Source organism: Paenibacillus sp. RC21, assembly GCF_044907935.1.
GTDB lineage: Bacteria > Bacillota > Bacilli > Paenibacillales > Paenibacillaceae > Paenibacillus > Paenibacillus terrae_A.
This window is the reverse complement of the sequence record NZ_JBIYCS010000004.1, coordinates 543,179-568,613: the sequence shown is the minus strand read 5'-3', so window position 1 is coordinate 568,613 and position 25,435 is coordinate 543,179. Positions and strand designations below refer to the sequence as shown.

The 25,435-nt window shown below is 48.7% G+C and carries 21 protein-coding genes and 2 riboswitches; of the genes, 17 read left to right on the top strand and 4 right to left on the bottom strand.

The window, feature by feature from the left end; all coding sequences use genetic code 11:
- Positions 1-32: 32 nt before the first annotated feature.
- The gene (locus ABIA61_RS16065) at positions 33-2,648 is read right to left on the bottom strand and encodes a glycosyl hydrolase (protein ID WP_404580990.1); all 2,616 of its coding nucleotides are present in this window, start codon (positions 2,646-2,648) and stop codon (positions 33-35) included.
- Between the two features lie 231 nt (positions 2,649-2,879).
- Between ABIA61_RS16065 and ABIA61_RS16060 the strand changes: the two genes are divergently transcribed.
- Positions 2,880-3,857: an AraC family transcriptional regulator gene (locus ABIA61_RS16060; RefSeq protein WP_404575681.1), complete on the top strand. Its 978-nt coding sequence runs from the start codon at positions 2,880-2,882 to the stop codon at positions 3,855-3,857.
- Between the two features lie 89 nt (positions 3,858-3,946).
- Here the strand turns inward: ABIA61_RS16060 and rhaD are convergent, their stop codons facing one another.
- Genes rhaD through rhaB form a run of 3 tightly spaced genes read right to left on the bottom strand, consistent with a single transcriptional unit; the run spans position 3,947 to position 7,596 of the window.
- Positions 3,947-4,792: a rhamnulose-1-phosphate aldolase gene (gene rhaD, locus ABIA61_RS16055; RefSeq protein WP_283653881.1), complete on the bottom strand. Its 846-nt coding sequence runs from the start codon at positions 4,790-4,792 to the stop codon at positions 3,947-3,949.
- Positions 4,793-4,845: 53 nt separating this feature from the next.
- Positions 4,846-6,102: an L-rhamnose isomerase gene (gene rhaA, locus ABIA61_RS16050; protein WP_404520557.1), complete on the bottom strand. Its 1,257-nt coding sequence runs from the start codon at positions 6,100-6,102 to the stop codon at positions 4,846-4,848.
- A 12-nt stretch (positions 6,103-6,114) separates the two neighbouring features.
- Positions 6,115-7,596 carry a rhamnulokinase gene (gene rhaB, locus ABIA61_RS16045; RefSeq protein ID WP_404520555.1) on the bottom strand — a complete coding sequence of 494 codons (1,482 nt, stop codon included), beginning with the start codon at positions 7,594-7,596 and terminating at the stop codon, positions 6,115-6,117.
- A 328-nt stretch (positions 7,597-7,924) separates the two neighbouring features.
- A riboswitch (purine riboswitch) is annotated at positions 7,925-8,028 on the top strand.
- A 149-nt stretch (positions 8,029-8,177) separates the two neighbouring features.
- On the opposite strand from rhaB, the gene ABIA61_RS16040 reads away from it, so the two are divergent.
- From ABIA61_RS16040 to ABIA61_RS15965, 16 genes are all read left to right on the top strand, one after another.
- The gene (locus ABIA61_RS16040) at positions 8,178-8,795 is read left to right on the top strand and encodes a xanthine phosphoribosyltransferase (RefSeq protein WP_404520553.1); all 618 of its coding nucleotides are present in this window, start codon (positions 8,178-8,180) and stop codon (positions 8,793-8,795) included.
- Positions 8,789-10,096: a nucleobase:cation symporter-2 family protein gene (locus ABIA61_RS16035; protein ID WP_404580989.1), complete on the top strand. Its 1,308-nt coding sequence runs from the start codon at positions 8,789-8,791 to the stop codon at positions 10,094-10,096. Before ABIA61_RS16040 ends, ABIA61_RS16035 begins: the two co-directional genes overlap by 7 nt.
- 706 nt (positions 10,097-10,802) lie before the next feature.
- Positions 10,803-11,000: riboswitch (cobalamin riboswitch) on the top strand.
- A 207-nt stretch (positions 11,001-11,207) separates the two neighbouring features.
- A complete protein-coding gene (locus ABIA61_RS16030) occupies positions 11,208-12,791 on the top strand; it encodes an ABC transporter substrate-binding protein (protein ID WP_404580988.1) in 1,584 nt (527 codons plus the stop codon).
- Positions 12,792-12,806: 15 nt separating this feature from the next.
- Positions 12,807-13,736, top strand: a complete 930-nt coding sequence (gene nikB / locus ABIA61_RS16025; RefSeq protein WP_404520547.1) for a nickel ABC transporter permease — start codon at positions 12,807-12,809, stop codon at positions 13,734-13,736.
- A 15-nt stretch (positions 13,737-13,751) separates the two neighbouring features.
- A complete protein-coding gene (nikC, locus tag ABIA61_RS16020; protein ID WP_283653874.1) occupies positions 13,752-14,567 on the top strand; it encodes a nickel transporter permease in 816 nt (271 codons plus the stop codon).
- On the top strand, positions 14,564-15,526 hold the full coding sequence (locus tag ABIA61_RS16015) for an ATP-binding cassette domain-containing protein (protein ID WP_283653873.1): 963 nt from the start codon (positions 14,564-14,566) through the stop codon (positions 15,524-15,526). The genes nikC (ABIA61_RS16020) and ABIA61_RS16015 overlap by 4 nt, the downstream gene beginning before the upstream one ends.
- On the top strand, positions 15,523-16,302 hold the full coding sequence (locus tag ABIA61_RS16010; protein WP_283653872.1) for an ABC transporter ATP-binding protein: 780 nt from the start codon (positions 15,523-15,525) through the stop codon (positions 16,300-16,302). The genes ABIA61_RS16015 and ABIA61_RS16010 overlap by 4 nt, the downstream gene beginning before the upstream one ends.
- A 141-nt stretch (positions 16,303-16,443) precedes the next feature.
- Positions 16,444-18,069, top strand: coding sequence for a nickel ABC transporter substrate-binding protein (nikA, locus tag ABIA61_RS16005; protein WP_283653871.1), 1,626 nt, complete (start codon positions 16,444-16,446; stop codon positions 18,067-18,069).
- Positions 18,070-18,115: 46 nt separating this feature from the next.
- Positions 18,116-19,060 carry a nickel ABC transporter permease subunit NikB gene (gene nikB / locus ABIA61_RS16000; protein ID WP_283653870.1) on the top strand — a complete coding sequence of 315 codons (945 nt, stop codon included), beginning with the start codon at positions 18,116-18,118 and terminating at the stop codon, positions 19,058-19,060.
- On the top strand, positions 19,060-19,890 hold the full coding sequence (nikC, locus tag ABIA61_RS15995) for a nickel ABC transporter permease subunit NikC (protein ID WP_283656350.1): 831 nt from the start codon (positions 19,060-19,062) through the stop codon (positions 19,888-19,890). The genes nikB (ABIA61_RS16000) and nikC (ABIA61_RS15995) overlap by 1 nt, the downstream gene beginning before the upstream one ends.
- A 19-nt stretch (positions 19,891-19,909) precedes the next feature.
- On the top strand, positions 19,910-20,740 hold the full coding sequence (gene nikD / locus ABIA61_RS15990) for a nickel import ATP-binding protein NikD (protein ID WP_404520542.1): 831 nt from the start codon (positions 19,910-19,912) through the stop codon (positions 20,738-20,740).
- 37 nt (positions 20,741-20,777) lie between these two features.
- Entirely contained in the window at positions 20,778-21,587 is an 810-nt protein-coding gene (gene nikE, locus ABIA61_RS15985) for a nickel import ATP-binding protein NikE (RefSeq protein WP_283653868.1), read from the top strand.
- Positions 21,588-21,727: 140 nt separating this feature from the next.
- Entirely contained in the window at positions 21,728-22,537 is an 810-nt protein-coding gene (locus ABIA61_RS15980) for a transporter substrate-binding domain-containing protein (protein WP_283653867.1), read from the top strand.
- A gap of 30 nt (positions 22,538-22,567) precedes the next feature.
- Complete coding sequence (locus ABIA61_RS15975; RefSeq protein ID WP_149094332.1) at positions 22,568-23,284, top strand: amino acid ABC transporter permease; 717 nt, start codon at positions 22,568-22,570, stop codon at positions 23,282-23,284.
- Positions 23,285-23,288: 4 nt separating this feature from the next.
- A complete protein-coding gene (locus tag ABIA61_RS15970; RefSeq protein ID WP_404580987.1) occupies positions 23,289-24,056 on the top strand; it encodes an amino acid ABC transporter ATP-binding protein in 768 nt (255 codons plus the stop codon).
- A gap of 432 nt (positions 24,057-24,488) precedes the next feature.
- On the top strand, positions 24,489-25,325 hold the full coding sequence (locus ABIA61_RS15965; protein WP_481857682.1) for an Rpn family recombination-promoting nuclease/putative transposase: 837 nt from the start codon (positions 24,489-24,491) through the stop codon (positions 25,323-25,325).
- The last annotated feature ends 110 nt before the right edge of the window (positions 25,326-25,435 follow it).

Genomic DNA, 25,435 nt, shown 5'->3' with positions numbered 1-25,435 from the left:
ATCTCGAAAGAGCCAGGGTTATGAACATCACATCATGGCTGCATCGTTAACTGAACGGGTCCAATCAAGCCAGTAGGCTCCTGTAACAGATACTGTGAAAGGAAGTCGGCTTGCTCTTTGACGAGCGTGTTGGTTACTTCAATGACCAGCGTATTTATACCTGGGACCAACGCTTTGGTGACATCAAAATCATATGGTGGGCAGATCCGGCTTCCGACCGAGTGACCGTTGATCCAGACTTCAGCGACTTCATATGCTTGCCCAAGTGCTAATCGCGCCTGCTTTGGCATAGCTGTGACCTCAAAATCAATCTGGTATCTCACGGTTCCTACGAACTCTGGGTATAAATCCGGGGTTGCTAAATTCACCAGTTCTTTCAGTTCAATCTGTTCGCCAAAGTGAGGATATTGCTCCGCAGAGGCCAAGGAAACCTTCCACTTTCCCTCGATTATCATTGTTGTAGCATCAGATAAGTTGGTTTTTGGAGTTGACATGGATACCAGTTTCTCATCCAACCTGCTGTTGAATATAAAAACTTTGGATTCATATGCACTCAGTGTCAGAGACAGAGTCGTTCCGGCGGGATGGACACCCGAATCCAACTGTACAAGCTGGTTCGCCAAAGCGTCATACTCATATACGTTGCCGGACAATGGAATATCAATAGATGAAGTCATAGACTCATAGGGGTGCTCGTTAAAAAACATGAACACATCTCCGTCCGCTTGCTGGTAGTGATAATAGCGCAGATACGGCTGGTGATCCGATACATTTATTTCATAGATACCTTCATCACGCAGTTTTTCAGCTATAGTTTCCAATGAAACCAGTCTGGAATTCTTGTGTTGACGGATTTTGTCCAGCACTGTTTCTGCACCGCTGCCCTCACTGGAGCGCTCAGGGAAGCCTCCTACAAAGAATACGCGCAGTCCTTGATCCAGCCCGTCTCCTAATGCGGTTAAAAGGGAGTAGGGGAGCGCTTCAGCATAAGGAATGACCACACATGCAAAACGTTCGCTGTTTACAACGAGCTGTCCATCTGTGACGATTGCGTCAACCAGCGTATCAGCAGGCACAATATCAAATTCAATTTGATGCTGAGTCAGCTCTCGTGCCGGCTTTTGGAACAGCATATAATCCCCTGACCATTCTGCTTCTGCATGATACAGGATTGCTGCCTGAGCGATATGGATGCCATCCGTCAGCAAGTGACTCATGCGGTTCATATACTGCATCAGAATGTGCATGTATCTGAACTGCGGATCTTTCCCGTCTGCATAGAAATGTGGGGGGCAATCCGGGTCAGGGAACGGTTTGGGCGAAAAGGCGTGCGGAACAAAATAGTTCACTCCCCGAACCAGCATATGGTCCGTGATCCATTTCATCAGCTTGAGTCCTTCTCCCCAGCCATAAGCACCATATACTTCGCACATCGTACGGCCTTTCTTTTTGGGATCTATATGCCCCAGAGAAGCCCCCATTTTCGCCAATCCATAATGAAAAAATTCTCCATCCCAGCCCTTTGAGGTAAAGGATTTGAAGGTTCCACGATCCATGCCCGGCATAATTTGATGCAGCACCACATCAATACCGGACATATCCTGTTCCCACAATCCCCGGTAAAAATGCCCTGTTCCGTAGCCAAGTCGCGCATGAGCATTGTTGTCCTCGATCAAATGACCGATGTATTCGACCCCATGCGAACGGCACCATCCGCCAAGCTTGCCGGTAAAGTGATCGGCATACAGTTGGCTGACCAGATTCATGTAGGCATAACGGACGTTGTGCGCCTGCGCTCCCCCATCTACGGACAGCAAAGGCAGCAAACGCAGAACCTCTCCAGATAGCAGCGGCTTCAGCAGATCAAGCATATCGTCGCGCCACGGCAGCACCATATCGAATCTCCCGATGGAACCGAACGCGCCATGCATATTCCCAAAACGGGGTTCATCGGAGAAAAAGCCTGCAATAGTAGAACCAAAGTCCGCCTCATAATGCTGCCAGTGCGCTTCGTATACCGTATCAATCAGGACCTGCGTCGCTTCCGGTACAATCGGATTCAGGTAGCCTTCCGTTTCCTTTTCTCCACCGTAAAAAGTCTGCACCAGTGTAAAGATTCGCCATTCTCCCTCCGGCAAATCCCAGTACACCTTGCCATCATGCAAATACTGGCTAATATCAATCAAAGTATCAGTGTCAACCTCATCCATGTTCTGTTTCTTGGCAGCAATGACACCGATAATCCGGTCTCCCGGGTGCGGGGCCGCCCATTTAACCAGAAAACTGGCGTGCTTCAGTGGACCTGCAAAATCCTGTTGATGTGTTTTCAGGAAGCTTTTTTGCAGATGTGGAAAATCACTTTTGATTTTCCCGACGGCATATCCGGTTGGGAAATGGGAATCATCCAAAATCCACACCTTCATGCTCCGTTTCCGGGCTTCATCTAAAATAATGTCCATATCTCGCCACCATTTGTCCCCGACAAAGTCAGGATGCGGCCGTGACTCGACACATACGGCTTGAATGCCCGTACTTTGCATTTTTTCCATATAATCTCTCAGCGTACTTTCATCTTCACCATGCTGCCAAAAGAAAGGGAGTATATAGTTGTCTTGCCGACCGGCGAGCACGTCTTCTATTTTTTTCATGGATATCCCCCCGGAATATTTATAATTTTTTTTATGGAATACTACTTTTTTGCCGAAGAAAATATTCTTAATAGTGTACTTTTATGTGTATTGTAATATTTTAGATATAAATGATAACTTCTCTTTCTATACTCACATGATAACGCTTTTATTTAGGGATATTAATACCGAAATACAAGTTGTTGACTGTCCAAACTTAAGGTTATAATAATAGGAGGGGTGATGGGGTTAATGGAACATGATGAATTGGATCGCAAGCTGCGTAAATTGACGGCAAGTGAGGAAGCCTATCGAGAACATCCGTATCTGTCCGAGAAATATAACAGCATTAAACAGATTGAATATAACGGCCAAAAAGTGTTTGTGTTTTATTTGGAGGGCGGCAAAATCAAGATTACAAAGCACAGTCGATTTGCTGAGGTTCCTATGCATATCCACAATGATATTGAAATGAATTATGTCTATTCGGGGCAGTGTACACAGATCATCAACAATCAGACGGTGACATTAACCGAGGGCCAAATTTGTATTGTAGATACCGAAGCGCCACATGCGATTTTGGCGACAGGCGAGAATGATATTATTGTGAACATTTCAATGAGCAGAGAATATTTCTCAACTTCTTTTCTAAGTCGCTTGTCCAGTCGCAGCATGATTACGGACTTTCTGGTGAATGCAATTTCGGATAATCAGACGCACAACAGATACATTATTTTTCATTCCGAAAACAGCAGAAAGCTCGGCTTGTTTATGCGGGAGCTTCTGTGTGAATATTATGATCAATCCCTGTGTTCTGAAGAGATGATCGACTGTTATATGGTCTTGATCTTTTCTGAACTATTGCGCGTATTCCAATTTGATACGAACCAGAAGCATGCCAAATCGTCTTCCCATCCATCCGTCATTGAGATTCTTCACTACCTGGAAGAGAACTTCCAAACGTGTACGCTTGCTTCTACAGCAGAGCACTTTAATTTCCATCCGAACTACCTGAGTGCGCTACTTAAAAAATCGACCGGACGATCGTTTAAACAATTGATTTTGATCCACCGAATGACGCGTTCCTCGCTCCTTCTTTCCAATACGGATACACCTGTCTATCATATTGCGGCCGATATCGGCTATGATAATTTGAGCTTTTTTTACCGAAAATTTAAAGACTATTTCGGCGTAACTCCGAATGAATATAGAGAGAAGCATAAAGTGTAATATCCCGATATGCATAACAAAAGCTCCATGGCTGGTTTGAGACAAGCCGTGGAGCTTTTTAAGTTGTGAGCTATGAGGTTAGCCTATGTTTATACGTTGAGGATTCCTTCTTTTGGAATAACGTTAAAGGCTTTGGCCAGATCCGCCAATTCCTGATCCGTAATCCGCTGCTGGATATCATGCTTAGCAATGAGCATATAAATTTGCGCCGCTTTTTCAATCGTTTCAATCAGGCCAAACGCTTCATCAATGGAGCTGCCTGTTCCGAAAATACCGTGATGAGGCCATAATACGGCGTGATGATCCTTCATTTTTTTGGCCGTTTCGCGGCCGATTTCGCTGGAGCCCGGTACCATCCAAGGGATTACGCCGATACCGTCTGGGAAGACGACAATACATTCGGTACACATTTCCCACAGTGTTTTGGTAAACTGGTTTTCGTCCAGACTATGAATGAAGGTCATGGCAATGACATGGGTGGCATGATTATGGATTACAACACGATGGTTAGGATCGACCTTCAAGCGCTCAATGTGGCTCATAAAATGAGACGGCAATTCGCTGGTAGGTACCGCGTCATGCTTGAGGCCCCACAAGACTTCCAATTGCTCGCCATCCTGCGAGACACGGAGGACACCTAAATTGGCTTCTGGATCGGAGATTACGTTTTTAAAATACTTGCCTGATCCGGTGACGATAAAATATTTGCCTGCCAACTCATTCACAGGAAAAGCAGGTTTGATCGTACGAATAACATGATGGATATCAAGATATTTGGATACCTCTGCTTCATCCAGAATATAACTGACATTCCCTCCGTTACGCTCATCCCAGCCGAATTTCCACATGTTTTGCGTAATTTCCGCCATCTCGCGGACGAATGGAATATCCAGCTCCGATTTCCGTTCTTTATGATTCTCCAGTACAGTAGTCATGGATGATCTCTCCCTTTGGATGATTTAAACATACAAGCTTATACATGCGGTAATTACCGTTTTAGCAGTACCTGTTGTTCATAGTTTTTTGCTTCGGCCAGCCATTCTTCACGAACGGGGACACCGTTTTGAGCGCAATAGTAATCCCATACGGCCCCGAACGGATATGATTTGAATTCTTCGACAAGGGCAAGACGAGTGGTAAAGTCCCGTTCCTCTTCCGCCTGCTTCAATGCTTCAATCGGTTCCAGCATAGCGCGAAGGAGCGCTTTGATCGTGTTGCGTGTTCCGATGACCCATGCAGCCACATGATTGATGCTGCCGTCAAAGAAATCTAGGCCGATATGGGTTCGGGAAAGCAATTCTCCGCGAACCAGCTCACGGGCAATGTCGAGTAATTCGTCGTCCATGGTCACCACATGATCGCTGTCCCAACGAACGGGTCTGCTGACATGGAGCAATAATTGATCGGTGAACATCAGCACGGAAGACAGTTTATTTGAAATGACTTCAGTCGGATGGAAGTGACCGGAATCGAGACAAATGGATTTACCCCGAGTCAGCGCATAACCCATATAGAATTCATGCGAGCCAACGACATAGCTTTCCGAACCGATGCCGAACAGCTTGCTTTCAACCGCATCTATGTTGTATTCTTCACTGATTTTTTCACTGAAAATCTCGTCCAGAGAATCTCTAAGGCGTTCTCTTGGAGCCAAGCGGTCAATCGGGGTATCCTTGTAACCATCCGGCATCCAGTGGTTGGTAACACATGGCTGACCGAGCTCTTTTCCAAAATACTCCGCAATCCTACGTGATTTTTTACAGTGTGTGATCCAGAAATTGCGAATTTCAGGGTCCTTGTGGCTCAGCGTGAAGCCGTCTTCCGCTTTGGGATGGGAGAACAAGGTGGGGTTAAAATCAAGCCCCAATCCCTGCTGTTTGGCCCAGTCTACCCAGTTCTGAAAATGGCGCGGCTCCAATTGATCCAGATCCACTTGTTCTGTGGTATCCGCATAGATCGCGTGCAGATTGACCTTGTGTTGACCCGGAATGAGCGACAGGGCTTTCTCTAAATCCTGACGTAATTCATCCGGTGTACCTGCTCTGCCCGGGTAGCTGCCTGTTACAGCAATGCCCCCGCTAAGCTGTTTGTCTTTGAACAGGAACCCCTGAACATCATCTCCCTGCCAGCAGTGTAATGATATTTTGATCTCTGAAAGCTTCCGTAAAACGTCATCCACCTGAATACCGTGGCGGGCATACAGCTTTTTTGCTTCGTTATAACTGACTTCAATGGCTTGATTCATGGGTTTACTCCTTTATCGAGATATCTGAATAGAGGACGCTGTTTGCTTCCTGAGATTTTCCCAGCGTTCCAGAACTCCTTCCAGTCCATCCACTGTCCTCGGTTGATATAACTGAGTCGGGAAGGATTGGGCAATGACACTGCCAGCAGCCTGGAGATCCTCAAGAGCACCAGTGCTGATGAGCTGCACGACAATATTACCGATGGCCGTCGACTCGGAAGGTCCAGCGTGAACCTCAATCCCCAAAAGATCGGCTGTTAGCTGACATAGTAACTCGTTGTTAGCGCCTCCGCCGACAATGTGCAATTGAGTAACCGTTTCGTCTGTTAAACGCTGTAGCTCATGTAAGGCATCCCGGTAGCTCAAGGCCAGGCTGTCGAAAATACAGCGGGCGAGCGAACCCGGTGTCCGGGGAATGGGTTGCCCCGTTTCCTCGCAGAACCGTTGAATTTCAAGGGTCATGCTATCCGGGTTTAAAAATGCGGGCAGGTTACAGAGAACGAGACTGGCAAACGGCGTTTCTGCCGAAGCCAGTTGGGCCAATTCGGCAAAGCTATGAGCGGAATCGCCCTCTTTTCTTACCTCCTGAATCATCCATAGGCCCATAATGTTTTTCAGAAAACGGTACGTATCGTAAGCTCCCCACTCATTGGTGTAGTTCGCCTGCATGGCTGCCTTGGTATTCAAGGCTTGTCGCCGCTCCATACCCAGAAGTGACCACGTTCCGCTGCTGATATAGGCCCACGATTCTTCCCGCTTCGACGGAACACCCGCCACAGCCGATGCTGTATCGTGTGTAGGCACGACAATGAGCTGGCAGTCTGGAAGATCGTACTGCTGAGCAAGCTCCGGTAAGATTGCCCCCAGAGTCTGACCGGGCTTGGTAAGCGCTGCAAATTGATTACGGCGAAGACGGAGCAGGGACAGTAGTTCTTCATCCAACTCCCGGGTATTCACATTTAAAAGCTGCATGGTAGATGCATTTGTCGTTTCATTCATCATGATGCCCGTAAGGCGGTAATACAGATAATCGGGAACCATCAGAATTTTATCTGCTTGGGCGAGCTGTTCCCGATCATGGACGAACAGTTGATACAGCGTGTTAAAGTTCAGCTCCTGAATGCCTGTCTTCTCATATACATCTTCTCTGCTTATGAGCTGGTGCAGCTTTTCGGGTGCATGAAGAGTTCGTGCATCGCGATAGGCGTAGATATCATGAATGCGACGACCTTCCTGATCCAGCAGGACGTAATCTACAGCCCATGTATCTATGCCGAGCGTGCAGGAATGAATCCCTTTCTGTTTGGCTTTTTGCAGTCCTTTTATGATCTCGTCAAACAGATCATCGACATTCCAGTAATCATGTCCGTCCCTTTCCGTAAAGGAGTTGCCGAACCTGTGAAGCTCTTCCAAGTGAAGCTGGCCACCTTGCAGGGTTGCACTTACGAGTCTTCCGCTTGAAGCCCCAATATCAACAGCAAGATAGTTATCCATATAAAATCTCCTTACGTGGGTGAAGTCCCGGCAGTCGAAGCTCCTGCCTCTTTACATCTTATATAATTCAATACTACTTCCGTTTTTCTGTGTAGTCAACACAAACGGAAACATAATATATGGTTTTATTTTTGTTTTTCAAATTATAAATAAAATATAATATTGTTTGTGTGGTTTTATGTGCATTAATATCCGTTTTCTACAATATATGTACCTTAATCGGAGGGGGACGCTGTTTTGTAATGTTCGAATTGTGGAATGTTCTTCAAGTGCCGCTGTCTGTATGAAAAATAGTCTTGAAACCGCCCGCCAGAGGGTGTAGTATACAAGGTATCAATTTCATATGACTCGTATAATATTGGGGATATGGCCCAAAAGTTTCTACCGGACGACCACAGTAATCGTCCGACTATGAGTGATAGCGCATCGGCTTCGGATGAATGCGGCATTTATTTGTGCGCTAATCCGTCAGGGATTACAACCCCAGGGACAGGCTTCACTTGAGAAACAACTCAAGGGAGCCTGTCCTTTTTTTGGTTTTGGCAGATTTATTCTATTTAAGAAGGAGCGATACCCGCATCATGAAAGTTTTGGAAGAACGTATTCGTCAAGAGGGACAGATTTTATCCGACACGGTATTAAAGGTAGATTCATTTTTGAATCATCAGGTAGATACAGCATTGGCGCTGGAGATTGGTAAGGAGTTCGTACGTCTTTTTGGCGGTGCTCCCATTACGAAGGTGCTTACGATTGAAGCAAGCGGCATTCAGTTTGCCATGGCTACAGCCATTGCATTGGGTGTTCCGTTCATCTATGCGAAGAAAAAGAAGGCAATCACGCTGAACGAGCAGGTTTACTTCGCTGAGGTCCACTCGTTTACACGGCAGGAAACCTATCAGGTGAGTATTTCCCAAAAATATCTCGATACCAGCGACCATGTGCTGATCGTGGATGATTTTCTGGCGACTGGCGCAGCATTGGTCGGACTTACGGATATTGTGAAGGAAGCAGGAGCGGAGCTGGCCGGGGTCGGCTGCGTGATTGAAAAGAGCTTTCAGGAAGGCCGTGGACTGCTGGAGCAAAGAGGTATTGCCGTACGTTCTCTTGCACGTATCGCTTCGATGGCACCTGGCGAGGTTCATTTTATAGAAGAAGCGGGTGCGGTGATTCCTTCCGTTAAGGAGAATGTGGGATGCTAAGCAAACAAAAGTTATTCGCGCTGGGCTTCCAGCATGTGATGGCGATGTATGCCGGAGCGATTGCCGTACCTCTGATTGTAGGGGGAGCATTGCACCTGACGCCAGCCCAAATGGCCTATCTGGTAGCTGCGGATCTGTTCACCTGTGGGATTGCCACGTTGTTGCAGATTATGGGCACACGGTTTTTCGGCAGTAGATTGCCTGTCATTCTGGGCTGTACGTTTACGGCGGTGGGTCCGATTATCGCGATTGCGTCGACCTCGAATTTGGCGACCGCGTACGGAGCCATTATTTTATCCGGTATATTCGTGGTGCTCGCGGCACCGTTGTATGGCAAGCTGCTACGCTTTTTCCCGACGGTGGTTACGGGCTCGGTGGTTACGATTATCGGCCTGTCCCTCATTCCGGTGGCGATGAATAACGTAGCAGGGGGCCAGGGCAGCGCGGATTTTGGACAGCCGCGTAATTTGCTGCTGGCGTTAGTTACTTTACTGGTTATTTTACTTGTGAATCGGTTGGCCAAGGGCTTTTTGCGCTCGATTTCTGTGCTCATCGGTCTGTTTGCGGGTACCGTGGTCGCTTATGCGATGGGGATGGTACATTTTGCTCCAGTGGCGCAAGCGTCTTGGGTGAGTGTTGCACAGCCGTTTTATTTTGGTAAGCCTGAGTTTAGCATTATGGCAGTATGTACAATGATTATCGTTAATATTGTCAGCATGGTCGAGTCTACGGGCGTTTATTTGGCAGTGGGCAAGGCGATTGACCAGAAGGTAGAGCAGAAGCAAATCGTCAATGGGCTGCGCTCTGAGGGACTTGCGATTATGCTCGGGGGTATTTTCAATGCGTTTCCTTACACGGCATTCTCGCAAAATGTAGGTCTGATCTCATTAACACGTGTCAAGTCGCGGAACGTTATTTTTGCTGCGGGTGGTATTATGGTTGTTCTTGGTCTGTTGCCCAAACTGGCTGCCTTAACGACAGTGATTCCTAATGCTGTGCTGGGAGGGGCGATGATCGTCATGTTCGGTTCGGTTGCTGCGTCGGGCATGTCTATTTTGTCAGAAGTGGACTTGCGGAAGGAAAGCAATCTGCTGATAGCGGCATGTAGCATTGCGGTGGGCCTCGGCTCTGCCGTGCTGCCCCAAGTGTTTGACCAACTGCCGAGCTTTGCCAAAATGCTGCTGCAAAACGGCATCGTATCCGGCTCGATTACGGCGATTGTCTTGAATATCGTTTTAACGAAAAAACAGGGCGAGTCAGTCGAAGGCGGGACGGTGGCGGAGGTTCCGCAGAAGGTTTGATAATTAGGATTAGATAAAGACCGCCGGAGAGAGGACGTAAGCCTCTTTTTCCGGCTTTTTGGCATAGAGTTATTGATAAAACCCTCTTCCTGTATGAAGATCGGGGTTTGAGATTCTATTAGAAGAATTTGCTAGAGTGGTAGGCGAGGTCATGGTATAATCTACCTTATGGATTTTGAATAGTGGTGGATGTTTTCAGACCACGGCGCAGCTTCCCGAAAGGGGGTGAAGCCGATGGTCAACCTTGTGTCGTGCTACGATGTGTTGCGTTGGATGGTTACGTTACTAAGCCTGGTGTTTAGTATTCGTAAACTTTATCGCTGGCTACGTCGGAAATTTCGGAACAAGCGAAAACCCACCGCTTAATTAGGTTAGGCGCCTAACGGTGGGTTTAGCTAAGCATTTAGCGCGCCGTGGTGATCCACAGCCTTTCAAGTCCTAAGAGTCTTTGCCGTTGGTAGCGGCGAAGACTCTTTTTAGTATACGGACACGGTGGTTATCTCTATACCTAATTTTATCACGTCCATTGCGTACACGCAACGCAAAGCCACAGCCTTGTTTCTCGCTGTATCATTAAAATTTAAATTATTATGCGACATTTGTTGACAAGCCTGTAACAACAAAATAAGATAGTCCTAATTCGTAATATAGAGGAATAAAGGAAGAAAACAGGTGTGAACCGGACTTTCCACCTACAGGGTTTCGCTGAAATCATGTAGATGGCTGTTGTGCGTGTTCACTTAAAAGGGAAGTTCGGTAGATTCCGACACGGACCCGCCACTGTATACAGGCATCAGCAGGGAATTGCTGTAGCTTTCGGAACAGCCACTGGAACTGTGAAGAACCGGGAAGGCCTGAGAGATAAGCCTGAAGTCAGGAGACCTGCCTGTTTTAACATCACTGTCAGACCCACGGGATGCTGGGGAGGTGGTTAGGCGTGCTGCATACGGGAATGTCTGAAACCGATCCGATCCCCCTTGTTTTTAGAGGGTGAAGAGGGTGAGCTTAGGCATTTTATAATGAAAGCATTTCTGACTGCTGATTAAGCGGTCGGGGATGCTTTTTTCGCGTTAGGTATGTATGAGATTACAAGATGAGGGGAGTCAATAGAATGATAAGCAATCGTAAAAAGCGTTCATGGTTTATATGTACAGGGGTGATGCTACTGCTGGCAGTTATGGCTCTTTCGGGATGCTCGACAACTAATAAGACGGCGGATAGCCCCAGCAAGGGCGAGAACACATCCACACAACAGGCTACAGCAGATAAGAAACTGGTGATGGCGTATACGTGGAAACCGTCGGGCGTTGACCCGCACGGAGACAATAGCTGGGATGTCATGCGGTCCGGCGCAGGTGAGACACTTGTCCGTTTGAATGAAAAGCTGGAACCAGTGGCTTGGCTGGCCAAGGAATGGAAGCAGGACAGTCCCACAGTTTGGACGTTCAGCTTGCAGGATAAGGTCACTTTTCATGACGGAAAGAGTATGGACGCGGAAAGTGTGAAGGCTTCCCTGCTGCGCTCCATCGAGAAAAGCCATTTGGCAAAGGATTTGCTAGACGTAAAGTCGATTGATGTAACTGGGCCGCTGTCGTTGAAAATCACGACAAACCAGCCCAATTCAGCGCTGGTGTCCAATCTGGCTGATCCATCGACGATTGTGCTGGATGTAGCGTCTATGAAGGATGAGCAGAGCTACCCTGCGATGACAGGTGCTTTTAAAATTAAAGCGTTCAACAAGGATCAGTCATTGGTCGTAGAGCGTTATGACGAATATTGGGGCGAGAAGGCACGGCTGGCTGAAGCAACGATGAAGTTCATTACGGACGGCAATTCACGCCTGTTGGCGCTGCAATCTGGCGAAGTAGATGTAGCGACTGATATTCCGGTGGATAACGCGGAGGTATTAAAAAAGAACGATAAGCTGCAAGTGCTGTCGGCTCCCTCTTTGCGCACTCATATGATCGTGTATAACATGGAGTCGCCTGTGTTCAAGGATGCCGCGAACCGCAAAGTAGTGGACAGCCTGATACCACGTGCATCCATTGTGAGTGCGATCATGAGAGGCTATGGTACGGAGGCAAGCAGCCCATTCCCGAGCATTCTCTTCTTCGGCAAGGTGGAACGTAAAGCGCTGGACGGAACGGCGGAGCAGTTGTTGACGAAGGATGGTTGGCAAAAGGATGCCCAAGGTACATGGACCAAGCAAGGCAAGCCGTTCGAGGTTACGTTGCTGACCTTCCCTCAGCGTCCAGAGCTTTCGGTCATGGCTGAGGTGATTCAGAGCCAACTGCTGAAAGAGGGCATCCAGGTGAAGATCCGCAAGGTGGAAAATATCGACGAGGCGCTAACCAAAAACGATTGGGATTTTGCCATGTACAGTATGCTGACTGCCCATACGGGGGAGCCGCAATATTTTATGGACATGTTTTATTCCTCTAAAAGCGAGGCCAATGTAAGCCGTTATGGTTCCAAACCGCTGGAGAACCTTCTTGGCAGCTTGAAGCTGGCGAAGGATACAGCACAGCGTAATGCCGTGACATTGCAAGCGCTGGATATCATTAATACCGATTTGCCGCAGTCGTTTATTGTTCACCCTGATAATGTATTTGGGGTGAAAAAAGGGGTTGAGGGCTTTACACCGCATCCGATTGAATATTACTACATTACGGCGCAATCCGATATTGCGGAATAACGGGCTGCGTACCCTATGATTCGTTTTATTCTGGAACGTGTGGCGCAGCTTGTCATCATTGTGTTCGTTGTATCCACGCTGACGTTTGTGCTGATGAGGCTGGCTCCCGGCGACCCTGCTACCATTCTGCTCACTGCGCATAATGTGCCTGCCTCTGAGGAGGCGTTGACGGCGCTGCGGAAGGAGCTGGGCTTGAGCGAGTCGCTTCATATTCAGTATGTAAACTGGCTGCGGGATGTGTTCACAGGGCACTGGGGCACCTCCTATGTATCCAAGGAGTCGGTGCTAACCGAGCTGTGGAACAGACTGCCTGCTACCGTGGAGCTGGCCTCGGCGGGCTTTGCCGTCATGACGTTGCTGACTCTTGGGATGGGGCTGGCTGCCTCGGTAAAATCCAGCGGTTGGCTGGATCGTCTGGGAAGGCTGTTTGCACTGCTCGGATCGTCCATCCCCTCTTTTTGGCTTGGCTTTCTGCTGATTTACCTGTTCTCCGTCCGTTTGGGCTGGCTCCCGTCCATGGGTCGGGAAGATTGGACTCATTTGGTACTGCCAGCGCTGACCCTTGGGGCAGGTTTGGGGGCTGTGCAAGCCCGTGTGCTGCGTGCTCAAATGCTGGAGCTGGGTGACCGGAATTTTGTGAAGGCGGCGAAGGCCAGAGGCTTTTCCCGCACGCATATTCTGTTTTTTGAGATATTCAAGCATGCGATTTTGCCGATCATCACGCTGTTAGGCACGAATCTGTCATTTATGCTGGCGGGCAATGTCATCGTAGAGACGATTTTTTCATGGCCGGGTTTAGGCAAGTATTTTATAGATGCGATTACGCAGCGGGATTATCCAGTGATTCAGGGGTATGTTATTTTTGCTGCATTTTTAATCGTAGGTGTTCAGTGTTTGGTAGATGTGGTCCAGGCGGCTGTAGATCCAAGGTTGCGATTGCGTTAGGGGAGGAAGTTGAAAATGAAAAACATGCGGCTGTCCTTCAAAGGGAGCTTACTGACAGGAGGAGTGCTGCTGGGCCTGATCGTGCTGCTCGGGGTACTGGCTCCATGGGTTGCTCCTCACGATCCTCTTGATGTGGACCTTCTGAACCGTTTGGCACCACCTAGTCGGAAATATCCATTTGGTACGGATCATCTGGGTCGGGATGTACTGTCACGGCTGATTTACGGCATTCGGACAAGCGTACTGATTGCCTGTGCGATTACAGCAGCCACGCTCTGCATCAGTTTGCCGATAGGCTTGCTCATTGGCTATGTGCGCGGGCGTGTGGATCAGCTAGTCATGCGGGTGATTGACGGAGTGCTTGCTTTTCCCGATATTATTTTGACGGTGGCGATTGTGGGTATCTTGGGTCCGGGCTTTGTAAACATGACCTTAGCCATTATTGCGGTACGGTGGGCCGGGTATGTTCGGTATATTCGCACCCTTGTTCAAAAAGCCTGTCAGGAGGACTATGTGAGATACGCCCGTTTATCCGGTAATTCACATGTGCGCGTACTGAGACGTTATGTATTGCCACAAGTGCTGCCACAGCTGCTTGTGTATGCGGTTTGGGACATCGGGCGAGTGGTGCTTATGGTTGCCGGACTTTCCTTTCTGGGGCTGGGCGTACAGCCGCCTAAGCCGGAATGGGGCGTGATGCTGCATGATGCGACGTCGTATTTTCAGGTGGCGCCGCATGTCATGATTTTTCCGGGCTTGGCGATTATGCTGTTTGTGCTTGCGTGCCAGCTTCTGGGAGACCGATTCTCCGAAAAGGGGGCGGCAGAATGAAGGATGGGACAGGACAGATGAAAGGAAATATGGTAGGGCGCAAGCCAATGTTGCACGTGGAACATCTGGAGATATGCCCCATAGGCACAGGAGCGGGTACACGTATTGGCGCAGCAGCAGGTGCGTACGCAGGTGGGAAGCCGGGTGCGAATGGGAAAACAATACGGAACAGCGTCAACCAACCGCTGCTCCGGGATGTCAGCTTTTCCGTGTATCCGGGGGAAATTGTGGCTCTAACCGGGCCGAGCGGATGTGGCAAGAGTCTGACCGCGCACGCAATCTCGGGCATGCTGGAGCCGGGGATCGGCGTTACGCAGGGGCATATGTACTACAACGGGGAGGACATCGTCCCGTTCGATGAACGGCGCTGGCAAAGGCTGCGCCGCGAGGACATTGCCCTGCTCATTCAACAATCGCTGAGCGGGTTGAATCCGATCCGTACCGTCCGCGCACAGCTGACGGACACGCTTAGACTGCACGGGCGGCGCTGGATGCCGCCCGACCAGAGGGGGCTGGGCAACCTACCCCGCCCTGTACAGCATCAAGCCCCCCCACAGGGCGTGCTGCCCCGGATGTGGCAGATGCTGAGACGGATTGCACAGCTGGCTGGAGGCTGCGCTACTCAAGCGCAGGAGGATTATCTGTGCTCTTTATTGAGCAAGGTCGGGTTTGCAGACCCTGAGCATATTTTGTCCTCGTACCCTTTTGAATTAAGCGGAGGGATGTGTCAAAGGGTACTGCTGGCTGCGATGCTAAGCTCCGGTCCGCGCCTTTTTATTGCCGATGAGCCTACCACGGCGCTGGATGTTATCAACCGGGACAAGGTTCTGGCGTTATTCCAACAGTTGAGAGAGGACTTGGATCTCACCATTTTGCTGATTTCTCATGATCGTCAGGGTGTGAGTCGTGTGGCGGATCGTGTACTGGAGATGAGCCCGGAAGGAAGGATGCTCGAATGATACTGGAACTAAAGCAAGTGACCAAAGCCTATCCTGTCCGCAGACGGAGAAAAGGCTGGTTCAACAAGCAAGAAAGCGGGCAGGCCGCCGTGAAGCAGGTGAGTCTGGAGCTGCAACGGGGAGAATGCCTTGGACTGGTTGGCGAAAGCGGAAGCGGCAAAAGTACGCTGGTACAATGTATCCTAAGGCTGGAATCGTTGACCTCGGGGGAGCTTTGGCTGGATCATCAGCCCATTCACACTGGAAGGATGAAGGATATCCATCTGTACAAACGAATCCAGCTGGTCGCACAGGATTCGTCTTCCTCGCTCCATCCTCGCATGATCATACGAGATATTTTGGAGGAGCCGATCCGTAACTATTTTCCCGAACGAAAAGCGCAAGCGCTGGAGATCTGCCTGTCTTTACTGGAATCGGTGGGGCTGGACGCGGAATGTCTGGAGAAATACCCATCGCAGCTAAGCGGCGGACAAAAGCAGCGGGTATGCATCGCCCGTGCGCTGGCGGTGGAGCCGGAAATCATCTTGTTCGACGAGTCCGTCGCCAATCTCGATACGGAAACGCAGGCTTCCGTACTGGACATGCTCAAGAAAGCACAGGAGGAGCGCCAGCTATCCTATCTTTTTATCACCCATGATCTTCAATCCACCCGTCCGTTTTGTGATCGGATTGCCGTCATGTATCAGGGGGAGATTGTGGAGATATTTCAGGAGTGGGATAAAGACCTGTTACAGCATGAATACACGCGTACTCTGTTTCAAACGTTGACGGAATGAGCCATACCTCTCATATTCTACAAATTTAAAATAAATATGAGCTTTCTTTGTCGAATATGTTGACAAAATAGGATGTGATACCTATTCTAAATATGATTATGATAATCATTATCACATATATAGAAAAGGGGAAATACATTGATGTCCGTTCGACACCGCAAGACTGCCACCATTATGCTGGTGGCAATCCTCTTATTATCCGTTATTTTGGGTTGCGCGAAGCAGGAGAATACACCTGCATCCACCTCAACTGACGGAGCTGCCAATGAAAAGTCGATCACACTATCGTGGCCGCGTGACATTGGTACGATGAATCCTCACGTATACAATCCTTCCCAACTTTTTGCACAATCCATGATTTATGAGCCGTTAGTCAGCTACAAGCAAGGTGGCAAGCTGGAGCCTGCTTTGGCTGAAGCCTGGACCATTTCAAAGGACGGCAAAACATATACGTTCAAGCTGCGCAAAGGCGTGAAATTTTCAGATGGAACGCTATTTAATGCGGCTATTGTCAAAAAGAACTTTGACGCTATCATGAAAAATGAGAAAACGCACAGCTGGCTTGGTATAGTAAGCGTTCTCGACAAAACTGAAGCTGTAGATGACAGCACCTTCCGCATGACGCTCAAAGAGCCGTACTATCCGGTGCTTCAGGACTTGTCCGTCGTTCGTCCGTTCCGTTTTCTGGGTGAAGCCGGGTTCCCGGATGATGGAGATACGTCCAAAGGCATCAAGAAACCGGTAGGTACCGGACCTTGGATGCTGGATGAATACAAACAAGACGAATATGCGACCTTCAAGCGTAACCCGAATTATTGGGGAACCGCACCGAAGGTGGATAAAATTATCGTAAAGATCATTCCCGATGGCGAAACACGTGTAATGGCTTTTGAGAAAGGCGATCTGGACCTGATTTACGGAGAGGGCGTCATCAGTCTGGATGCTTTCAAGCAGCTTCGCGACACGAATAATTATGTGACCAAGCTGTCCGAGCCTGTCGGTACAAGAAGCCTGTTGCTCAACTCATCCAATCCCAAGCTGGCAGACCTTCGGGTACGTCTGGCGCTCCAGCATGGCTTTAACAAGCAGGCGATGGTGGAAGGCGTGACCTCGGGGCTGGAGGAAAAAGCGGATACTGTTTTATCCAAAAACTATCCGTATACAAATGTGGACTTACAGCCCGTTGACTATGATGTGGAAAAATCCAAAGCGTTGCTGGATGAGGCTGGCTGGAAGCTGCCCGCAGGCGGCACGGTACGGGAGAAGGACGGACAACAGCTGGATTTTGAGCTGATTTTTGATAAGACCGATCCGATCCAAAAGGCGATGGCCGAAACCATTCAGGCGGAATGGGGAGAACTGGGTGTCAAGGTGAACCTGACCGGACTGGAGCTGACGGTTCAAATCAAACGCCTTAGATCCAATCAGTTTGATCTGTACTTCTGGTACAACTATGGTGCGCCTTATGATCCGCATTCCTTTATTAATGTCATTGCCAAGAAGAGCTTTGGGATTTCCGAGGTACTGAGCGCTCTTCCGATGAAGAAGGATCTGGATCAGCAAGTACACGAAGCCCTCTCATCGACAGACGAAACCAAGCGTCAGGAGCTGTATGCTTCGATTCTGAAGACTCTTCAGGAGCAATCTGCCATTGTGCCTATTTCGTATATTAAGAAAACCGCAGTATATCAGAAAAAGATTACGAATTTTGTATTCCCGGCCAATCGGGATGAAAATCCGTTTGAGGGAATTGAAATCGGGAAGTAGTTGAAATCGAAGGGTAACGATAGTTTACAGGATAGGAGGACAACTCATGATCAGCTATATCGGGAAGCGAATGGTAGCGGTCATTCCTATTGTTCTCTTTGCCACCCTCGTTACCTTTGCACTCATTCATATTTCACCAGTTGATCCGGCCGAAGCCTATTTGACGGCAGCTCATATCTATCCAACTCCGGAAATTTTGGAGCAGAAAAGACATGAGTTTGGGCTGGATCAGCCTTTGCTGACGCAGTATATACAGACGCTGCAAAGAATCAGTCGGCTGGACTTTGGTACTTCATATCTGACGAACAAGCCGGTGTGGGATGAGGTGAAGGTTCGGCTGCCTGCCACCGTCGAGCTGGCGCTGAGCAGTATGGTGCTATCTATCGTGGTGAGTATCCCGCTGGGCGTACTGGCGGCGATGCGTAAAAATGGCTGGATCGACATGCTTAGTCGGGGAATTTCTTATTTTGGAGCGTCTATTCCTCAATTCTGGCTGGGATATCTGCTGATCTTCTTTTTCTCCGTGAGGCTGGATTGGCTGCCTGTAGAGGGGCGGGGGACATGGCAGCATCTGGTGTTGCCTACATTGACTCTGTCGCTGGTTCTGATTGCTCTATATACGCGCCTGCTGCGCTCCAGTGTATTGGAGCAGCTTCAGGAAACGTATGTGCAGTATGCCAGAACCAGAGGGATTCGTGAACGGGTGATCATGCTCAAGCATGTGCTCAAAATTGCCATTGCCCCGCTGATTACGGGTATGGGCATGAATCTGGGCAAGCTGCTGACCGGAACGATTATTGTCGAGCAGGTGTTTTCATGGCCCGGGTTTGGCCGTTATTTTGTGGAAGCGATTTTTAACCGGGATATCCCCGTCATACAATGCTATGTGTTTTTGGCGGCATGCCTGTTCATCGTATGCAATTTGCTCGTTGATCTGGTGCATTTGTATATGGATCCCCGAATTTCATCGAAGGGACGAACAGAGCAGTGATGATAAGGTTGCGTACAATGCTCAAGGGTCAAAAGGTGATCGTGGTCTGCTCTGTAGTGCTTTTGATTCTTTTTATGATTATGGCGCTGGCCCCGTGGCTGGCTCCCCATGATCCGGTTAAAGTCAATTTACTGCATAAGCTGGAAGGCCCTTCGAAAGAATATTGGCTGGGAACCGATCATTTGGGTCGGGACAATCTGTCCCGGCTGCTGTATGGAGCGCGGATTTCGCTCGGTTTTGCGACATTAATTTTCTTGTCCTCGCTTAGTATCGGTGTCGTGATCGGATCGGTTGCAGGTTATTTGGGCGGCTGGGTCGATAGTGTACTGATGCGGTTTTGCGAAGGCATTATGGCGTTTCCGAATCTGGTGCTGGTGCTGGGTATTGTCGGTATTTTTGGGCCGGGTCTCATGCAGGTACTGCTCGCCTTGATGATGGTGCAGTGGGTGTATTATGCCAGAATGTGCCGCAATATGGTCGTCAGTCTGAAAGAGCGGAATTTCATAGCTGCCGCAAGGATTAGCGGGTCCTCCTCAGGAGCCATTATCCGGCGGCATATCATTCCGAATGTACTGCGGCCGATTGTGGTCATGGGTACGCTGGAAATGGGCTGGGCGATCATGGATATTTCGGCGTTGTCTTTCCTCGGTCTGGGCATCCAGCCGCCGACCCCCGAATGGGGAGCGATGATCCATGAAGGAACGGGATACATCCGCAGTCATCCGGAATTAATGATCTATCCGGGCGTCATGATTCTGGTGGTGGTAATGGCCTTCAATATATTGGGGGAGGCGCTGTCCGACCGATACGGAATTGCCAAACGTCAGTAAAACAGGAGTGAGAACAACGATGGATGACGGGGCGAAGTCGAAGGTGCTGGAGGTCAGCGGCTTGCAGGTGAAGCTCAAAACCGATGCAGGGGCGGTGTCTCTGCTGGAGCCGATCCATTTTGAGCTGAAAAAGGGACAGGTTCTTGGTCTTGTCGGCGAGAGTGGCAGCGGCAAAACGGTAACCTGTAACGCGCTGCTCCAGTTGCTGGATCGCCAGACGATGGACGTGGAAGGCAGTGTCCGTCTGAACGGGCGCGAGCTGAATGGAATGGCTTCAGAGGAGATACGGCGTATTCGGGGCAAAGACATCGCGTTTATTATGCAAAATCCAATGAGCGCCTTTACGCCGGTGTATACGATTGGGTCTCAGTTTATGGAAACGATCCGCACGCACACCGGGTTGACCACACGACAGGCCCGCGACCTTGCCATATCAGCTTTGGAAAACATGAATCTGCCCGACCCGGCCAAGCTGATGAAACGTTATTCGTTTCAGTTGAGCGGGGGGATGCTGCAACGGGTCATGATTGCCATTTCTATGTGCCTGCGGCCAGCGGTAGTTATTGCAGATGAACCAACGACGGCGCTCGATGTCGTTAATCAGCTACAGGTGCTAAGAGAGCTGAATCGCTTGCGTACGGAATACGACACTTCCATTTTGCTGATCTCGCATGATCTGGGCGTCATATCCCAAATGGCGGATGAAGTGGCTGTCATGCAGCGGGGACGTATCGTTGAGCAGGCGGAGGTTCATCAGTTGTTCGATCAGCCACAGCATGATTATACGAAAATGCTGCTGCATGCCAGGCCCAAGTTGTCCCTACGGGGCGTGAATCAGGTAGGCGAGTAGTCGCCTGTGGACGGTTATACTTTCAAAAGGGGAGCGAATGCGCGTGTTACAAGTGAAGGAAGTAACTCATAGCTATGGAAGGCGCAAATGGTCGGGCCGCTCCGAACCACGCCCCCCTGTGCTGGCGGACGTTTCGCTTACCATAGAGAGCGGATTTTGCCTGGGATTGCTTGGAACCAGCGGAGCGGGTAAAAGCACGCTGGGCAAGGTCATTCTGGGGCTGGAGAAGCCACAGGAGGGCCGGGTACTGTTTCAGGGTCAGGACATTTATAATGGAAGCACACAAGCCCGCAGGGGGCTGCGACGGGATATGCAGGTCGTATTTCAGGACTGTTATTCGGCTGTAAATCCCCGGATGACCGCCGGACAGATTATCGGGGAGCCTCTGGACAATTACGAGCGGTTATCGGTGCAGGAGCAAAAGAGAACGGTTGAGCACCTGCTGGAACGAGTTGGTCTCAAGCCGGAGGATAGGAATAAACTTCCGCATCAATTCAGCGGCGGACAATTGCAGCGAATCAACATCGCCCGGGCGATTGCACTCAAACCAAAGCTAATTGTGCTGGATGAGTCCGTCAGTAGCCTGGATATGGTTCACCAGATGCACATTTTATCCCTGCTGGGAGAGCTGAAATCCTCGTTTGGATTGTCGTATCTATTCATCACACATGATATTCGGGCGGCTTACGCCGTCTGTGATGGCTTTGCTGTGATGGAGAAGGGGAGATTGATCGAGCGCTGTGACGAGAAGGACCAGATTTTTGAATCCGCTCATCCGGCTGTGCAACGGTTGATCTCGTCCATATTGCCGGAACATCCAGCAGACCGTCTTTCACTCCATGAATGAGAGTTGACCCGCAAGGGTCCTTTTTTTTGTGCAACATATGGATAAGTAATTGAAATCAAATTTACCTGTTGTATTATTTGAATAACTCGTTATAATATAAAATCATAGTAAATTACTTGGATTAAGAAGGGGTATCACATATGAAGAAATCTGCTTTTGTTGCAGCGATTGGCCTATCTCTCGTGCTATTGACGGGAGCCTTGAGTGGGTGTTCCTCGAAGGAAGCAGCATCGGGGGATAAGGTTATTTATGTGGGCACACAAAATGACTACCCGCCGTTCGCTTTTACGAATGATAAAAATGAGCTGACCGGATACGATGTAGAAGTGGTCAAGGAGATCGACAAGAAGCTGGACGGCTACAAGTTTGAGTTTGTACCTTCCGGCTGGGACGGAATTTTCCTGGCGCTGGAATCGAACAAGATTCAGGTCGTAGCAGATGAAGTCGCCAAAAATCCTGAGCGTGAGCAAAAATATTTGTTCTCGGATGAATCCTACTTTCAGGCACAATCCGTCATTGTTGTGAAAAAAGGCAGAACGGATATACACTCTCTCAAGGATTTGGAAGGCAAGAAGGTAGCTGCATCAGTAGGCGATTCCTACACACAATTGCTGGAACAATATAATGCGAAGAATGGGAATAAAATTATTTTGAAATACAATGATACAGGCACTTCGTCCGATAACCTTCAAGACGTGCAAAATGGCCGGGTGGACGCTTATGTGAATGATCCAGTCATGACGGCTGCTACGATCAAGAAGGAAGGTTTGCAGGTCGAAGCGATAGGTGATCCTGTGCAAACGGATGATATCAATCTGGTGTTCAAAAAGGATAAGCAGAGCGAAGAGCTGAAAGCTAAAATCGACCCGATTATTAAAGAGCTTAAAACGGACGGAACGCTGAAAAAGCTGTCTGAACAATGGACAGGCGGGGAATATATCCCGCAGTAACAACAATGTAATGGGTAAAGTGAGGTTCCTATGGAAAAGCTGTTTGACCTTGATTATATGCTGAAAAGCCTTCCCCGGATCGTGGAGTATCTCCCCGTTACGCTATGGATTGCATTTTTGTCCATGCTGCTGGGTTCGATCATCGGGTTGGGGACGGCCTTAATTCGGATATACAAGGTGCCTGTATTGGCGCAATTGTCTACGTTGTATGTCTCGTACATTCGGGGAACGCCGCTCATCGTGCAGTTATTTCTCGTATATTATGGAATACCCAAGTTTTTATATTATTTTCAGAGCGAATACGGTTTCTTGCAACAATTAAATATCTACGTGATTCCACCCGAGATTTTCGCACTGTTGTCATTTTCGTTGAATCTCGGGGGTTATCTGTCGGAGACGTTCCGAGCGGCGATTAATTCGGTGGATCGTGGGCAATTTGAGGCTGCCAATTCCATCGGGATGAGCCAAACACAGATTATGCTTAAAATTGTGCTGCCACAGGCGCTAACGGTGGCTTTGCCCAATTTGGGGAACACGCTGATTAGTACGGTAAAGGATACGTCTTTTATCTTTATGATTGGTGTCGTTGATATGATGGGACAGGCCAAAATTATGGGCGCGCGGGCGCTGGCCTTTTTTGAGGTATACGTTGCGGTGTCCCTGATCTACTGGCTGGTGTGCATCATTATTGAGCGCGGGCTTGTTGTGCTGGAGAAGCGTATTCGAATTTACGAAAGAAGTGAGTAAGAGCATGATTCAACTTCATCAAATTCATAAGCATTTTGGACAACATCATGTGTTGAAGGGAATAGACCTGACCGTAGGCAAGGGAGAAGTCGTGGTTATTCTGGGGCCAAGCGGATCGGGCAAGTCCACATTGCTGCGCAGCATCAATTTCTTGGAGCAGCCGACCAGCGGTGTCATTGAGATCGACGGTGTGAAGGTGGATGCAGCCAAGGCGGGGAAAAAGGACATTCTCGGACTGCGCACGGCAACGGCGATGGTATTTCAGCAATACCAACTGTTCAAAAACCTGAATGCCCTCCACAATGTCATGATCGGCCTGACCAGTGTCAAAAAGCTGGACCGCAAGCAGGCGAGGGAGATCAGTGAAGGCATTCTGGAAAAGGTCGGGTTGAAGGATCGCATGACCTACTACCCTGCCCAGCTTTCGGGTGGACAGCAGCAGCGTGTGGCAATTGCCCGCGCTTTGGCACTAAATCCGCAGGTGTTGCTGTTCGACGAACCAACGTCCTCACTCGACCCTGAGCTGGTGGATGAGGTGCTGTCGGTGATTCAAAAGGTAGCGAGTGAAGGTAATACGATGATTATCGTCACGCATGAGCTTGGCTTTGCGAGGGATGTCGCGGATCGGGTCGTGCTGATGGAGCATGGTGTGATCGTGGAGCAGGGCCTGGTGGAGCAGTTTTTCACCAATCCGAAGGAAGAACGGACACGACAATTCCTGGGCAAAGCGTTGGTACAGAGAGCGCCGCAGGAGCAACCGGTATCTTCGTAAAATACGTGGAACGGGGTACAACAAGGTTCACCTCCATATGCAGTACCAGTGAAGACACCTTAAATGGTGTCTTTTTTCATTTCAGTGGCTGTTTTGGGCTATATACATGGCGGCTAGAAAGCTTGCTATAACACGATTTCTGGGGCTTGCGGTTAATGAATACAGTGAGTTTCACTGATGCTATGCGAAGATGGGGGGCAAGTTTGGCCGTCACGTAACCAGTGTTAAATATAGCCGCCTTCCATATCTCCTCATCCGTACTTCGATTCGTTAAAACTACTTCTCTAAAACCTCCAAAGCTTTTTAGTTTTCTTTTACTAAACTGCTCACTTATGCCTAATATGTTCCAACACGGCAAGCTGATTCAAGCTGAGCGGTTTTACTCACCTTTGTAAGGCTCAAAACCCTTGAAAAATGATATAATAATAACGAATGGAGCTGATAACGATGGATTTACTTGACCCACGTGTAGATTTTGTATTCAAACGGATATTTGGCAGCGAGAACAATAAGGATGTGCTACTGGCGTTTCTTAACCGTATTTTCACCGAAGCTGGCGAGCCGCCGCTGACTGAGATCATCCTGATGAATCCCTATACGGATAAAGATGATCCGCTCGACAAACAGTCCATCTTTGATGTTTACGCCAAGACCTCTGAAGGTAAACTAATTGATATAGAAATGCAGCTTTTTAATAAGTATGATATTGAGAAACGAACGCTGTTTTATTGGTCCAAACGATATGCGAGTCAACTCAGCGAGGGCGATAAGTACCGAGAACTGAAGAAATGCGTGACGATCAACATTTTAAACTATTCGTTCTTGAAGAATGAGCAATATCATAACATATTTCATTTGCGGGAAGACCGGACAGGGATATCCTTGATTGATGACATTGAGGTTCATTTCTTGGAATTGCCTAAGCTGGATGAGCATAGCGTTCCGTCTGAAGGCGGATTGATCAATTGGCTGTTGTTTCTAAAAAGTGCCGATACTTCATATTGGGAGGTGCTGAAGATGAATGAGCCAGGTTTGGAGAAGGCGATGGACACCCTGCAATATTTGAGTCAGAATTCGGATGCCAGACGATTGTATGAGGCCAGACAGAAGTATCTGCATGATGAGGCATCTATGCTGGAAAGTGCAGAAATGGAAGGTGTTAAGAAAGTGGCCAAGAATATGCTCGAAATGAATCTGGATATAACGACCATTGTGAAGGCCACTGGATTAACGGAACAGGAAATCAAAGGCTTGAGCAAGAATAGTTAAGGGTATTTCTATATCGAATTTAAAGACATACTGAATGTAATGTCAAGGAATTAAAAAGAAGAGACTCGAAACCGAGGCACTTCTTTTTAATTCTCTTTTGATTGACAGCT

What these genes read in the sequence shown, in the direction of transcription:
- ABIA61_RS16065 (WP_404580990.1), bottom strand. Translation starts at nt 2,648, where the DNA reads ATGAAAAAAATAGAAGACGTGCTCGCCGGTCGGCAAGACAACTATATA.
- ABIA61_RS16060 (WP_404575681.1), top strand. Translation starts at nt 2,880, where the DNA reads ATGGAACATGATGAATTGGATCGCAAGCTGCGTAAATTGACGGCAAGT.
- rhaD (WP_283653881.1), bottom strand. Translation starts at nt 4,792, where the DNA reads ATGACTACTGTACTGGAGAATCATAAAGAACGGAAATCGGAGCTGGAT.
- rhaA (WP_404520557.1), bottom strand. Translation starts at nt 6,102, where the DNA reads ATGAATCAAGCCATTGAAGTCAGTTATAACGAAGCAAAAAAGCTGTAT.
- rhaB (WP_404520555.1), bottom strand. Translation starts at nt 7,596, where the DNA reads ATGGATAACTATCTTGCTGTTGATATTGGGGCTTCAAGCGGAAGACTC.
- ABIA61_RS16040 (WP_404520553.1), top strand. Translation starts at nt 8,178, where the DNA reads ATGAAAGTTTTGGAAGAACGTATTCGTCAAGAGGGACAGATTTTATCC.
- ABIA61_RS16035 (WP_404580989.1), top strand. Translation starts at nt 8,789, where the DNA reads ATGCTAAGCAAACAAAAGTTATTCGCGCTGGGCTTCCAGCATGTGATG.
- ABIA61_RS16030 (WP_404580988.1), top strand. Translation starts at nt 11,208, where the DNA reads ATGATAAGCAATCGTAAAAAGCGTTCATGGTTTATATGTACAGGGGTG.
- nikB (WP_404520547.1), top strand. Translation starts at nt 12,807, where the DNA reads ATGATTCGTTTTATTCTGGAACGTGTGGCGCAGCTTGTCATCATTGTG.
- nikC (WP_283653874.1), top strand. Translation starts at nt 13,752, where the DNA reads ATGAAAAACATGCGGCTGTCCTTCAAAGGGAGCTTACTGACAGGAGGA.
- ABIA61_RS16015 (WP_283653873.1), top strand. Translation starts at nt 14,564, where the DNA reads ATGAAGGATGGGACAGGACAGATGAAAGGAAATATGGTAGGGCGCAAG.
- ABIA61_RS16010 (WP_283653872.1), top strand. Translation starts at nt 15,523, where the DNA reads ATGATACTGGAACTAAAGCAAGTGACCAAAGCCTATCCTGTCCGCAGA.
- nikA (WP_283653871.1), top strand. Translation starts at nt 16,444, where the DNA reads ATGTCCGTTCGACACCGCAAGACTGCCACCATTATGCTGGTGGCAATC.
- nikB (WP_283653870.1), top strand. Translation starts at nt 18,116, where the DNA reads ATGATCAGCTATATCGGGAAGCGAATGGTAGCGGTCATTCCTATTGTT.
- nikC (WP_283656350.1), top strand. Translation starts at nt 19,060, where the DNA reads ATGATAAGGTTGCGTACAATGCTCAAGGGTCAAAAGGTGATCGTGGTC.
- nikD (WP_404520542.1), top strand. Translation starts at nt 19,910, where the DNA reads ATGGATGACGGGGCGAAGTCGAAGGTGCTGGAGGTCAGCGGCTTGCAG.
- nikE (WP_283653868.1), top strand. Translation starts at nt 20,778, where the DNA reads ATGCGCGTGTTACAAGTGAAGGAAGTAACTCATAGCTATGGAAGGCGC.
- ABIA61_RS15980 (WP_283653867.1), top strand. Translation starts at nt 21,728, where the DNA reads ATGAAGAAATCTGCTTTTGTTGCAGCGATTGGCCTATCTCTCGTGCTA.
- ABIA61_RS15975 (WP_149094332.1), top strand. Translation starts at nt 22,568, where the DNA reads ATGGAAAAGCTGTTTGACCTTGATTATATGCTGAAAAGCCTTCCCCGG.
- ABIA61_RS15970 (WP_404580987.1), top strand. Translation starts at nt 23,289, where the DNA reads ATGATTCAACTTCATCAAATTCATAAGCATTTTGGACAACATCATGTG.
- ABIA61_RS15965 (WP_481857682.1), top strand. Translation starts at nt 24,489, where the DNA reads ATGGAGCTGATAACGATGGATTTACTTGACCCACGTGTAGATTTTGTA.